This is a genomic window from Geobacillus sp. PK12 (assembly GCF_004123125.1).
GTDB classification, from domain to species: Bacteria; Bacillota; Bacilli; order Bacillales; family Anoxybacillaceae; genus Geobacillus; species Geobacillus zalihae.
In genome coordinates this window covers 304,075-316,855 of record NZ_SDKL01000002.1, presented here as the reverse complement: position 1 = coordinate 316,855, position 12,781 = coordinate 304,075, and the positions used below count along the sequence as shown (strand labels likewise).

Here is a 12,781-nt window from a genome sequence, read left to right as displayed (position 1 = left end):
TGACAAGGAGGGATTACAATGGCAGTGAAAAAACAATCAAGGGCCGACCAGGGCGGCATCAACTATGATGCCATCGCTCAATCCGCTTCGTTCCGCGGGCTCATTCAGGCGAAGAAGCGCTTCATCATCCCAGCCACCGTCTTTTTCTTCGTCTTTTACTTCGCCCTTCCGGTGTTGACGTCGTATTCGAAAGCGCTCAACGCACCAGCGATTGGGCCGGTCAGCTGGGCGTGGCTGTTTGCCTTTGCGCAGTTTATTATGACATGGGCCTTATGCATCCTTTATTCGAAACGCGCAGCACAATTTGATGCCATCGTCGAGCAAGTGAAGCAAGAAGCAGCGGAAGGAGGAAACACGTAATGCACGGGCTCGCCTTTTTCCTCTTCCTCATTATCGTCGCCTTGACGCTTGTCATTACGTACTACGCCTCGAAACGGACGAAAACGACAAGCGAATTTTACACCGCGGACAGCAGCCTCACTGGCTGGCAAAACGGGCTCGCCATCGCAGGCGATTATATGTCCGCCGCATCCTTCTTAGGAATCGCTGGCATGATCGCGCTGACGGGATTTGACGGCTTCTTTTACAGCATCGGCTTCCTTGTCGCTTATCTTGTCGTCTTGTATATCGTCGCCGAACCGCTTCGCAACCTCGGCAAATACACGATGGCCGATATGATCGCCGCCCGTTTTGATGATAAGAAAGTGCGCGGCGTCGCGGCGTTAAATACGATCGCCATCTCGATCTTCTATATGATCGCCCAGCTCGTCGGCGCCGGCGGCCTCATCAAGCTTCTGTTGGGTCTAGACTACGTTTATTCTGTCTTGATCGTCGGCGTTTTGATGACGGTGTACGTCGTCTTCGGCGGCATGACGGCAACGAGTTGGGTGCAAATCGTCAAAGCCGTCTTATTGATGGTCGGTACGTTTATCATTTCCATCATCGTCTTTGCTAAATTCGATTTCAGCATCGCCAAAATGTTCCATGAAGTCAAAACCGCGACACCGCTTGGCGAGGCGTTTTTAAACCCCGGCAACAAGTTTAAAGATCCGCTCGATACGATTTCGCTGAACTTGGCCCTCGTGTTGGGGACGGCCGGGCTGCCGCACATTTTGATCCGCTTCTTTACGGTCAAAGACGCGCCGACTGCGCGCAAATCGGTCGTGTATGCGACATGGATCATTGGGCTTTTCTACGTCATGACGATCTTTTTAGGCTTTGGCGCCGCCGCGTTTGTCGGCTATGACAAAATCGTCGCCGCCAACCCGGCCGGCAATATGGCCGCCCCGCTGTTGGCGGAAGCGCTTGGCGGAGATTTCTTGTTCGCTTTCGTCTCTGCCGTCGCCTTTGCGACGATTTTGGCCGTTGTCGCCGGACTTGTGTTGTCAGCCGCCTCGGCGTTTGCCCATGACTTTTACAGCCATATTTTGCGGCGCGGCCAGGCGACGGAAAAAGAACAAATGCTCGCCGCCCGCTGGGCATCCGTCGGCGTCTCGGTGTTGTCGATTTTGTTAGCGCTGTTTGCACAAAAAATGAACGTCGCGTTCCTCGTATCGCTCGCATTTGCGGTCGCCGCCAGCGCCAACTTGCCGACGATCGTATTCACCATTTTCTGGCGCCGCTTTAACACGACTGGAGCGATTACGGGGATGCTTGTCGGCCTGATCAGCGCCTTGGTGCTCGTCTTCTTCAGCCCGAACGTCTGGTCGCCGCAGCCGGGCGCCGCCATTTTCGTCGGCGAACCGCTCTTTAAGCTCGCCAACCCGGGCATCATCTCGATTCCGCTCGGCTTTATCGGTGCGATCGTTGGCACGCTCGTCTCGTCGAAAAAATCGGATGAAAAGAAATATACGGAAATTGTCGTCAAAGCGAACACCGGAATCGGACGGGTATAACGCCACGAACAAAGAGCTGGCCCAAAGCGCCAACGCGTTTTAGGCCAGCTCCAAATTGCTATTATAACAGTTTGTACTAAAACCAGATTCATCAATTTTTTTGTACAACTCCAAGAAATGTTCCGCATCGCGAACTTCAATCGGTCTGATCATCATTTTTTCTTTCTCCCTTTTATCATCCTTTATGCCGTCGCCGTACGATGAAACACCTTCGCAAACTGCGTATACCGCTCCACTTGGCGGCGGTCGACGTCATAGCCGATGCCGGGAGCGTCCGGCACGCGGATCAAGCCGCCTTGCACCTCGACTTCCGGTGTGATAATATCCCGCTCCCAATAATGCGACGACGCGGCGGTGTCGCCGGGAAGCGCGAAGTTTTCCAACGTCGTGATCGCGATGTTGTGGGCGCGCCCGACCCCTGCTTCCAGCATCCCCCCGCACCAGACCGGAACGCCGCGCTCAGCGCAAAGATCGTGGATGCGCTTCGCCTCCCAAAGCCCGCCGACGCGCCCGATTTTGATGTTGATGATGCGGCAGCTGCCAAGGTCAAGCGCCTTGCGCGCATCGTCATAGGAACGAATGCTTTCGTCAAGACAAATCGGAGTATGCAGAAGCGGCTGCAGCCGGGCGTGATCGAGGAGATCGTCAGCGGCGAGCGGCTGCTCGATCATCAGCAGCCCGAATTCATCGAGCGCTTTCAACCGATCTGCATCGGCAAGCGTATACGCTGAATTGGCATCGGCCATAAGCGGCACGTCGGGAAACGCGCGCCGCACGTCGCGAATGACATCAACATCCCATCCCGGTTTGATCTTCACTTTGATCCGCCGGTACCCTTGCGCCACATACCGCTCAATCACCTGGAGCAGATCGGCAACCGTCGGCTGGATGCCGATGCTGACGCCGACTTCAATGTCCTTTTTCGTTCCCCCGAGAGCTTGACAAAGCGGGACGCCGAGCCGCTTGGCGTACAAATCCCATACCGCCCCTTCAATCGCCGCTTTCGCCATGTTGTTTTGGCGGATGGCAGAAAAGCGCTTTGCCAGCTCCTCCGGGTGATGAATCGGCTCAGCCAGCGCAAGCGGCACAAGGAAATCTTCGAGCATATGCCAGTTCGTTTTCACCGTTTCCTCGCTGTACCACGGGGCGGCAAACGCGACCGATTCGCCCCAGCCGGAAACGCCGTCGCGATCCACGACTTCCACTAAAATAAACTCTTTCCTTTGAAACGTCCCAAAGCTCGTCGTAAACGGCGCCTTCAACTTCATTTGCAAATGGCGCAATATGACGTACTCGATGTCGATCGTCATTCTTCTTCCCCTTTCTGCTGCCCTCGTTCACTCCGCCGCTTCCATATGTAATAAAGCACCCCTTCCTCCAGGCGGCGCCAAGCATCGAAGACAATCCATCCTTCCGCAAGCAGCCGCTGAAACAGAGCGCGCGTCGCCAGCCGCCACTCAAGCGCCAGCGCGAAATCCTGCTCTTTCAGCTGCGGAAAGTCAAGCGGGATGGCTGTCAACAGCAACGGCGCCGCTGTTCCATCGATGTCTCTCGGCACCGGCTGCAACAGACCGTCAGCCCTTTGCCCTGCCTCGAGCACCGTCAACCTTCTGGCCTTGAGAAGATCTGCTTCAACCAAATTCCGTTCCCCAGTCACTCGCTCATCAAGCCGCCATTCGACGATGAAGCGGTCAGACGGCAGTTGACCGTTCAACGCGTCACTCATTTCGCCGTAGCAGTTTTCCACATACTCGACGCCAAGGGCCCCAAGCTTCGCCAAGTTCAAATAGCCGTTGCGGCTTTGCAGCGGGTCATACGTCCAGCGGATGACTCGGTAGCCGCGCCGCCGCGCTTCTTCCGCCTGTTTCATTTTCAAGCGATAGCCGAGGCCACGATCACGAAACGATTCAGCAATCCCCATCATATGGGAACAAAGATACACTTCCCCATTTCGAACCCCAGGAAAGCTGTAGACAAAGCCGACAAGCTTCCCGTCCGCATACGCCCCGATGATAATGCCCCCGTTTTTCGCCGCCGTCAGCGTTTGATGGAGCGGAACCGGCGCCGTTTTCCAAATCTCCTCCTCAAGCCTGGCCATCTCTTTCAACTGTTCGATCGTCTCAATGATTTGCAGCGACAGAGGCACGCTCGTTCTCCCCCTGCGGCGCAAACGTCGCAAACGTGTTCATCACAACCCGCGCCAAAATTTCCACGCCGGAAAGCAAATCATCGCGCCGGAACGTCATGTTCGGATGATGGAGCCCTGGACGCAAGTCGCAGCCCAATCCGAGCATCGTTGTTTTCAGCTCCGGTTTTTGAAAGGAATAAAAATGGAAATCCTCTCCTCCCGACGTCACGACCGGCGGAACGCATTTTTCCGTCCCCAAAGTCGTGATAATCGCCTCCTCCATCAGCCGCACCGCATCTGAATCAGGATCAGCGGCGACGATGCGCGTCCGCTCAACAAGCTCAATATCAGCTCCGTAAATCGCAGCGACCCCGTTGATCACATGGCGCAGCCCCTCGACGAGCCGCTCCATCGCCTCGTTCGTTTGCGCCCGCAAATCAAGGGCAAATTCCGCGTAGTCCGGGATCGTGTTCGCATCTTTTTCACCGGCGTGAAACTTCGTCATTTTGATCGACGCCGGCACTTGCGGATCAATATGAATTTTGCCGAGCTCTTGCACAATGGCGCTGCCGACTTCAATGACATTGACGCCTAAATGCGGCCGCGCCGCGTGCGCCGCCACACCGCGGATCCGCCCTTCGATGCATTGCGCCGCCCCATGGATGATCGCCGGCGCCGCATATCCGCCTTTCACTTCTTGAATCGGCCGCAGGTGAACGCCGTATAAAAACGACACGCCGTCGACCGCTCCTTTTTCGATCAGCTTTAACGCCCCTGTTCCTTTCTCCTCAGCCGGCTGGAACAAAAACCGGAGCGTCCCCGGCGGCTCATAGCCGATGCGGCGAAGCAGCTTCGCCACCCCGAGCACGATCGTCATGTGGGCATCATGCCCGCACGCATGGTTCGGCTGCCAAACGCCGTTCACTTCTTGCCAAAGCGCATCCATATCGCTGCGCACCCCAACCGTAAACGGCCCGGCGCCGATTTCCGCCACCACACCCGGGCAATCGGCAAACGTCCGCACCCGATATCCTTCGCGCTCCAACTCTCGGCGGAGAAATTCAGTCGTTTGCCACTCTTCCCAGCTGATTTCTGGATGGCGGTGAAGGTGATCGAAAACCTCCCATAGCTCCGCTTTCATCTGCTCGATAATGTCTTTCATTCCGCTCTCCCCCGCTGTTTCAAAATCGATAGAAAAAACATCGTTATATTCATTATAATATTCAGACAAACAAATACAACGATAGGCAAATGATTGGAAAAAACAGACACGTGCCATTACGGGCGGCGCTTTACCAGCTGGTTGACGACCTCAGAAAAAATGAGCCCCATCGCAATCGCCCCGGAAATCATGAACGCTTTTGCCGCCAACGGAATCGCTGCATTGTAGTCGTTCATGACGACATGACGCATCGCTTCAAATGCCGTCCCACCTGGAACGAGCGGGAGAATGCCAGGAACAATAAAAATGGTTGCCGGCGCCCGATAGCGCCGAGCAAACGCATTGCTTAAAAAGGCGACGAAAAACGCGGCTATAAACGTCGCAATCACACTGTCTACGCTCGAACGTACAGCAAACGTATAGGCCGCCCATCCGCTCATCCCGACAAATCCGCTATGCGGCAACAGCCGCGGCGGAACATTAAAAATCATGCCAAACAACGTTGACGCCACAAAGCTAAGCAGCAACTGCATAACAATCATGACCTGTGCTCCCTATCATCGAATAGATAAAACAAAGGCGATGCCAGTGCCGATCGCAAACGCCGTCAAAAACGCCTCGGCCCCGCGCGACAATCCGGCGATGAGATGGCCGGCCATTAAGTCACGCACCGCGTTCGTAATGGCCAGCCCCGGCACGAGCGGCAACACCGAGCCGATGATCATGTTCCCGACGTCCCCGCCAAATCCGGCCTGCACCATTAACAATACGAGCCCCCCGGCGACAAAAGAAGCAAAAAATTCCGCGAAAAACCGGATTTTCACAAACCGATGCACCATCTCAAAACACCAAAATGCCACCCCTCCGGAAAAAAGCGATGGGAAAAAGTGAACCATCCCTCCAATCAATGACGCAAAACAAGCACTCGCTAACGCTGCGGCGGCGGTTTGCTGCCAAAGAGGGTAACCCATCGGGGCGCGCCCGATATCCTCGAGCTCCTTTCGCGCCTTTTCAAGCGTCAATTCACCGCGGCTGATGCGCCGGGAAATATCGTTCACGACCGCCACTTTCGCTAAATCAGTCGAACGCTCGGAAATGCGGATCAATCTGGTTGAGTCTGTCCCTTCAACAGAAAAAATAATGGCCGTTGGTGTGACATAACCATGGGAGCGCGGCATGCCAAACGAAGCAGCGATGCGCGTCATTGTATCTTCCACCCGATACGTCTCTCCGCCGCTTTCAAGCATCAATTTTCCCGCTAATAAACAAACCTCAACAATATCATCCACCCGCTCCGTCATAACCGGTTTGCTCCTTTCGTTTTCGCTCGGCATGGCATTGGCCATCCCGTTTTCCCCTGCCGGGCGCTCATCGCAAAAACAAACTCCCACCAAACAAATTGGCAGGAGCCGCCTCGGATATCGTCTTTGTCAAACTTGTTTCCATTATAGCAAACAAGCGGTTGACTGCCAAACCGTGAAGGAACTCTCACCGTTTCCCTTTCTTTCCTATTTTTCTGTTTCTTTCGCCTGATTTTTCGCTCCCACAGTCGAAAAATAGCGCACCGGCGGAAGACGAGACAGCGGTTCAACAAAATGAACAAACGAACACCAGCACAAAAATAGAAACGAACTCGTCCCCCACGCAAGCGATCAAGATAGAAACAAAAGGGAATATGTACCATAAAACTGCTGCCAGCGCCAAAGCAAACGGTCAAAAACACCAAGCGGCGGTTGCTGTGAACAAACAAACAGAGTCTCGTGTCTCGGTTTCCCATTCACAACAACTGAAGCAGGCAGCTGCACCGCAAGTGAAAGCCGACCATCCGGCAGGCCAAGGGAAACAGAACAAGCAAGAAAACAATAGAAAATGAGTTCCGAATGACATACTCCCGCCACCTGCGTATTATGAGTTCTTCATTTAAGATGAGAAAGGGGCTGACCCAAAAGGCTGTCTGACTTCAAGATAGACACGAAATATAGTGCGGAAGAAGCGGTCAATGCCGTATATAGAGAGACGAAAGGGGGTGTCCTGATCCTTTTGGGACACCCTCTTGGCGTTTGGCCATGTGCAACGCCGCTCCCTTTTCCCTGTTTCTTCAGTTGCCCGTTTTGCTTTCGACCGCTTCTCTCCTTTACGCTCACGTCGAATGATGGCGGTTCTCCCGCTCCGAGATGATTTTCGAAATACGGACAAACCCCAACATACAGAGAATCGTGATCCCCCAACCAATGCCTTCGCGAATGACAATCGCACGGTCAAACGCTTCGACGTCGTAGCGAACGATCAAGTACGCCTTAATCGCCGCCAACAGCCCGTCGCGCAAAGCAAAACCAACAGTGATCCATTGAAAAAGTGAAAAGACATCACGTTCCAAAAACCGTCTTTTCATGACCGAGCGCGGAGCCCCCTGCATTTCCACAAAATCAAGAGAAAAATAAAGCAACAACGGGCGCTTGACAACGACCGTCACCAAAAAAAAAGACAGACAAAACAATCGAGTACCAGACGTCATTCCATAACATCTGCAACGCAGAGCCAGCGAATATGTTCAACAGCGTACTAACGGCCAGATTAACAATCAAAAACGTGCCGAACCATTGCACTTTGCGAATACGCCAATAGCGATAAACGGTATAAACCGCTCCCGGCACGGTACAAATCAACATCGCCCCGTACTCCCCGACCGGGCTGCGCAATGCATGCCAGAGCATGATCGGAAACACCACATAGAATACGACATCAAACATGACCATCCGCTTCCCCACCACTTGTCTCCTCACTCCCCCTTTCTCTTTTCACATACGCCCTCATCATCCACCGAGTTCCGCGCCAATGACTCGCATCCTTTTAGCCTCAATCCAAGCCGACACCTCTCCCACCCCCGCTTCCTCTCCATCAGCGTGAACGGGGACGGGAGCGGCGGGGCGAATGTGCACGTTCCGCCCGGCAAACACGGAAACTTCTTTCATTCGCACATGCCCGCCCCAAAATACGGATGAACCTCCCCCACTTACGCCTGTAGGCGTCGAAGTGGGGGTTTCTTGTCGAAAACCAACCAAGAAGAAGCGAAACAACGTTTCTTGGTGTCCGCAACGCGCAACACCATCTTCTTGATTAGTTTTAGACAGGGAACTCAATCCCTAGTGGTCATAACGGCAGATATCTCCCGACATCTTGCCTCCCACCGTAAGCAACTATGGTGCGAACGGATTTCTCCTCCCATAGGGGCGGTCCGACCCATCTACTACTTCTCACTTACGTGATCCGTAGATACGTTGGCGGTTGAATGGAAATCGGGATCATTTTCCCGTATAAATATTTTGTTAAGATATTGCTTGCGCCGTGAATGTCGCGATGCTGCTCGTAACCGCAAGCACAACGATAATTGCGATTTTTCACTTTGTTTCGTTTTCCACAAACAGGGCATGTTTGTGACGTGTAAGATTCATCCACCTTTTCAATGGTAATGCCTTTGGCTTCTAATTTGTATTTCAAATAGTCATAGAGTTTGCCAAAACTCCAGTTGGACAATTTCTGATTCGTATTTTTATTTCGTTTCTTTTTGGTATTGCGCTGTACTCCTTCGACATCACCAACAACGACATGTTTGATTTGTTGCTCCAAACACCAGTCCACAAATTCTTTCGTCGTTTTATGCAAACAGTCTTTCAGTTGTGCTTCGCTTTTCGATAAAATATATTGCTTCGCACGGTTATATGTTTTCCATTTCCTTGATCCTTTTTTGCAGCGGGACATCAGTTTTTGCAGTTCTGCCAATTTTTTATTTCTCAATCGATGAATGGAACGCATTTTTCTTCCGGTGATGATGATGCTGCTTCCGTTTTCACTGACGGCACTGATGGCGTGAATCTCTCCTTGGTCAACAGCGGCGATGTTGGTTCCAGTAGAAGAAGATGCTTGTTTTCCGTCCTCATAAGACAAACAAAACTTGAGTCCTCGGTCATAGACGAGTTCGACTTCTTTGACTTCCCCTTCCGGAACATGGTGGAGTTTTATTTTTAATTTAGGAAGGCGCTTTCCATCCGGTCCTTTCGTGTTGCCGAGACTTAAGTAAAGGGTGTTTTTTTCTATCGAAAAAGCTTGATCGACCCATTTTGGGTTGAAGGTTTTCTTCATTTTGTAAGGGAAACGGATGTTTTTATCACTTTTTCTTGCTTCTTTGGCAGAATCCCTTGCTTGCAAAAATTTATGAGCGACGGCTTGGATGGTTTGACTGTGAATAGGGTATTTGCCTTTTAGCTCTTTTTGTAATTCGGTTTGGGTGATCCAATGATTCCCTAAACGATAATAATAACGGGCTAATTGCACACAATCATTCCAAATCACCCCACAAATCCGTCGGATGTGGAATAATTTCTCTATAGTTTCTTTGTTCGCAGAAAAGCTTGTTTTTACGGTTCGGTACATATTTTCACCTCCTTACTTACTAATATAAAGTATTTATTTTCGAAAATATATATTCTTTTTCATTGATTTACCCATTTTTTTCTTTTTTTTGATCAAAAGTAAAAAAAAGAACGCCGTGTATCCCCCACCTACGCTTCGCTTAGAGGTGGGGGACTTACGGCGTATGGGTTGTTAAAAACAGCGCAAGAATTTTCCAACGAGGCATCGGCCCTACGACCGTCACATGAAGCAAGCCGTCATCACCCCGGGCGGACGGGGCGATGCGCATACCTCCGCCGTAGTACGGATGATTGGACACAGTCGCCATCCAAGCTTGCTGAAATGAATAGTTTCGCCCGTCAATGCAAATGTCAAGATCGACGGGTCGATAGCGGAATAGCTCTATCACTAAATAAAGCATGTAAATAAGCGAGCCAAGCCCAACACGATTGAACCGCCCTTTCCATGCCGAACGGTTGGCCATGCGGGCGATATGGGCGTCAAAACCGCAGCCGACGCTGTTGGCAAACGCGCCGTCGGGCACGGCGCTGCTGGCAAAACGGCCGAGATCGAAAGACAAAACCCTGCCTAGCCGAACGTCACTCAACAGCCGTTGGAGCGCCTGTTTCGATGTTCGGGCAAGCCGGAAGCCGCGGACAAAGTCGTTTCCCGTTCCGGCCGGAATGCAGCCAATCGCAACGTGCGGAAACGAACCCGCTCCGTTCACCACTTCATGCACGGTCCCGTCGCCCCCGACCGCCGCGATCACCGTCGGCTCAGCGCTTTCCTCGCCAATTCGTCGGGCGATTTCCTTTCCTTCCCCCTTTCGGGTCGTCCAATATGCCTGGTAGGCGATTCCTTCCCGATCGAGCAGCGGTTGCAGCTGCTTCCAAATCGACACGGACCGGCCGTTTTTGGCGGCTGGATTGATCATGAAATAAAGGTTCATCCTCTCCCCCCATTCATAATCCCTTTTCTTACCTATTGGCGGTTTGTTTCATTTTTCCTCTCGGCGAAATAAGAAAAATCCGAACCCGCAAACCGGATTCGGATCCTCCGTCATTCCTCGCCAATAATTTTGACTTCTAATTCCAGATCGACCCCGAATTTTTCTTTCACTGTTTTGCGCACCATGTCGATCGTCGCGATGTAATCGGCAGCCGTCGCATTGTTTTTGTTAATAATGAATCCTGCATGCTTCGTCGACACTTCCGCACCGCCGAATCCTTTTCCCTGAAGGCCGCTGTCTTGAATGAGCTTGCCGGCGAAATAGCCCGGCGGCCGCTTAAACACGCTGCCGACCGACGGATACTCAAGCGGCTGTTTCGATTCGCGCTGAAATGTTAAATCATCCATTTTCGCCTTGATTTGTGCATAGTCGCCCGGCTGCAGGGAAAAGACGACTTCAAGCACAATATCATGCGTCCGGCTGATGATGCTTGTTCGATAACCGAGCTCCAGTTCCTCGTTTGTCAATGTTTTCAACTCGCCGGCGAGCGTCGCCACCTTGACATGGTCAAGCACATCTTTCACTTCCCCGCCGTACGCTCCGGCGTTCATCATAATCGCCCCGCCGACCGACCCCGGAATGCCGCAGGCGAACTCCAACCCGGTGAGATGTTGTTCGAGCGCGAACCGCGACACCGCTTTAATATCCGCCCCGCTTTGGGCGATCACGTTGTTTCCTTCACGCCAAATGCGGTTGAGATGCTTCAGCTGCATGACAATGCCGCGCAGCCCGCCGTCGCGGATGATGACGTTCGAACCGTTGCCGAGAAGGGTAAACGGCAGGCCGTACTCCTCTTTCAGCCGCAGCACCTCGATGACTTGCTCGTACGTTTCCGGCCAAACGAGAAAATCAGCCTTGCCGCCGATCCGCACTAATGTATGGTTTTTCATCGGCTCATCGCGCAGGACGTTTCTTTCCCCACAAATCTCTACGAGTCTTTGATAAATATGTTCCGCACGTTTCATCGTTCTGTCTCACCTTCTTCGCTCATTCCATGCCGCTTGGCGGCATTCATTCCACATCGTTTCCATTATCGCCGGAATCGCGCCGCATATCAAGTGGGCAATGTTCCTTATTCTGTTTTATTCCGGACCAGGAGAAAAGGTGACATTCGAAGTGACATTGAACAGGCGAAACAGCTCGGCAGCCCGATCGACTTTTCCGCCGCCGCCAACGCCGCCCAGCAGTGCACGCTGCTCGAGGACGATTTGATTTTCAATGGTTCAACTGAATTTGGTTTGTCATTCAAATCGAACAAAAAGGGAAAACGTTCACCGTGCAGCCAGCCCCCGGCGTTTCGCTTCTTGACGCCGCCCTAGGACAAGGTGTTCTGCTCGATCACAAATGCAAAAAAGGAACGTGTGGCCGTTGCATGGTCACCGTTCTGGCCGGCGCTCACCTTCTCGCTCCGAAAACGCGGCGCGAGCGCGAAAAAACGGATCAACCAGCCAAACGGCTTGCCTGCCAAGCACAAATCCAATAAGCCGAGCGCTATTTTAGCACGATCGGCTTATTTTTTCCCATGCAACCGCTCCCACCTACTTTCTCTCATTGCCTGACTCTTTACGCCATGGTATGATGGTGAGAAATACAAAAAACGGAGGGGATGCCTATGAGAACGGTCACCTTAACCGACGTCTTTGCCCATCCGATTGCGCAAAAATATTTAAAACGATCCGGCCTCGCCCACGCCATCACCGCGGCGTACCATGCCTACCACCTTGCCCTCCGCCACGGAGTGAACGTCGACTTGGCGACAAAAGCGGCACTGCTTCATGATATCGGCCATTACACATGGTACAAAAACGGCCGTTGGGACTACGAACAATACCGGCAAAACGACATCCATGCCATCAAAGGGGCCGAGCGCGCCCATAAGCTGCTGATCCGCCTTGGCGAACATCCGCAAAACGCTAAGGAAATTGCCCTGGCGATTTTGCTTCATACCGATTCCTACCTTCCAGAAGGAGAATGGAAACGAACGCCGCTTCAAGCCATCGTCAAATGGGCCGACGAAGCCGACGAGGAGCCCGGCGGCCGCCACCATTATCGAACGATCAGCGACGACTTAGCGTGGAAAAAAATCCGCCAGCTCGACGAACTCGTCAGCCGTCAGCACGGAAAAGAGCGGCTCGGGGATATTGTTTGACCGCTTGCCTTGATGTCGCCATTCCCCT

The 12,781-nt window shown here is 52.6% G+C and carries 15 protein-coding genes and 1 pseudogene; 5 read left to right on the top strand and 11 right to left on the bottom strand.

All coding sequences use genetic code 11. The annotated features are described in order from the left end of the window. Positions 1 to 18: 18 nt before the first annotated feature. Both ETR37_RS02075 and ETR37_RS02070 read left to right on the top strand, forming a co-directional pair. Entirely contained in the window at positions 19 to 360 is a 342-nt protein-coding gene (locus ETR37_RS02075) for a DUF485 domain-containing protein (protein ID WP_020755959.1), read from the top strand. Further along, positions 360 to 1,895, top strand: coding sequence for a solute symporter family protein (locus tag ETR37_RS02070; protein ID WP_129446833.1), 1,536 nt, complete (start codon positions 360 to 362; stop codon positions 1,893 to 1,895). The genes ETR37_RS02075 and ETR37_RS02070 overlap by 1 nt, the downstream gene beginning before the upstream one ends. A gap of 182 nt (positions 1,896 to 2,077) precedes the next feature. Here ETR37_RS02070 and menC read toward each other — a convergent pair whose 3' ends face one another. The 11 genes from menC to murB form a co-directional block, all read right to left on the bottom strand. Beyond that, a complete protein-coding gene (menC, locus tag ETR37_RS02060) occupies positions 2,078 to 3,205 on the bottom strand; it encodes an o-succinylbenzoate synthase (RefSeq protein WP_020754480.1) in 1,128 nt (375 codons plus the stop codon). Further along, positions 3,202 to 4,041: a GNAT family N-acetyltransferase gene (locus ETR37_RS02055; protein ID WP_033005148.1), complete on the bottom strand. Its 840-nt coding sequence runs from the start codon at positions 4,039 to 4,041 to the stop codon at positions 3,202 to 3,204. Before ETR37_RS02055 ends, menC begins: the two co-directional genes overlap by 4 nt. Continuing rightward, a complete protein-coding gene (locus tag ETR37_RS02050) occupies positions 4,016 to 5,185 on the bottom strand; it encodes a M20 peptidase aminoacylase family protein (protein WP_033005154.1) in 1,170 nt (389 codons plus the stop codon). Before ETR37_RS02050 ends, ETR37_RS02055 begins: the two co-directional genes overlap by 26 nt. 116 nt (positions 5,186 to 5,301) lie before the next feature. Continuing rightward, a complete protein-coding gene (locus tag ETR37_RS02045; protein ID WP_020754483.1) occupies positions 5,302 to 5,727 on the bottom strand; it encodes a threonine/serine exporter family protein in 426 nt (141 codons plus the stop codon). A gap of 15 nt (positions 5,728 to 5,742) precedes the next feature. Then, positions 5,743 to 6,486: a threonine/serine exporter family protein gene (locus ETR37_RS02040; RefSeq protein WP_033005157.1), complete on the bottom strand. Its 744-nt coding sequence runs from the start codon at positions 6,484 to 6,486 to the stop codon at positions 5,743 to 5,745. A gap of 839 nt (positions 6,487 to 7,325) precedes the next feature. Next, entirely contained in the window at positions 7,326 to 7,577 is a 252-nt protein-coding gene (locus tag ETR37_RS19705; protein WP_223810892.1) for a hypothetical protein, read from the bottom strand. Between the two features lie 34 nt (positions 7,578 to 7,611). Beyond that, positions 7,612 to 7,953 (bottom strand): VC0807 family protein, encoded by a 342-nt coding sequence (locus ETR37_RS19700; RefSeq protein WP_223810891.1) that lies wholly within the window; start codon positions 7,951 to 7,953, stop codon positions 7,612 to 7,614. Positions 7,954 to 7,998: 45 nt separating this feature from the next. Beyond that, positions 7,999 to 8,247, bottom strand: a complete 249-nt coding sequence (locus ETR37_RS19975; protein WP_223810931.1) for a hypothetical protein — start codon at positions 8,245 to 8,247, stop codon at positions 7,999 to 8,001. A gap of 196 nt (positions 8,248 to 8,443) precedes the next feature. Continuing rightward, positions 8,444 to 9,616 carry an RNA-guided endonuclease InsQ/TnpB family protein gene (locus ETR37_RS02025; protein ID WP_020754490.1) on the bottom strand — a complete coding sequence of 391 codons (1,173 nt, stop codon included), beginning with the start codon at positions 9,614 to 9,616 and terminating at the stop codon, positions 8,444 to 8,446. A gap of 154 nt (positions 9,617 to 9,770) precedes the next feature. Then, complete coding sequence (locus tag ETR37_RS02020; protein ID WP_240673866.1) at positions 9,771 to 10,544, bottom strand: diacylglycerol/lipid kinase family protein; 774 nt, start codon at positions 10,542 to 10,544, stop codon at positions 9,771 to 9,773. A 110-nt stretch (positions 10,545 to 10,654) separates the two neighbouring features. Then, a complete protein-coding gene (gene murB / locus ETR37_RS02015; protein ID WP_015374224.1) occupies positions 10,655 to 11,569 on the bottom strand; it encodes a UDP-N-acetylmuramate dehydrogenase in 915 nt (304 codons plus the stop codon). A gap of 153 nt (positions 11,570 to 11,722) precedes the next feature. Between murB and ETR37_RS02010 the strand changes: the two are divergent. The 3 genes and pseudogenes from ETR37_RS02010 to ETR37_RS02000 all read left to right on the top strand — a co-directional run. After that, positions 11,723 to 11,872: pseudogene (locus ETR37_RS02010) on the top strand (encapsulin); the annotation flags it as partial. An 8-nt stretch (positions 11,873 to 11,880) separates the two neighbouring features. Continuing rightward, a complete protein-coding gene (locus ETR37_RS02005; RefSeq protein WP_020754493.1) occupies positions 11,881 to 12,087 on the top strand; it encodes a 2Fe-2S iron-sulfur cluster-binding protein in 207 nt (68 codons plus the stop codon). A 129-nt stretch (positions 12,088 to 12,216) separates the two neighbouring features. Beyond that, a complete protein-coding gene (locus ETR37_RS02000) occupies positions 12,217 to 12,753 on the top strand; it encodes an HD domain-containing protein (RefSeq protein WP_013146000.1) in 537 nt (178 codons plus the stop codon). Positions 12,754 to 12,781 lie beyond the last annotated feature (28 nt).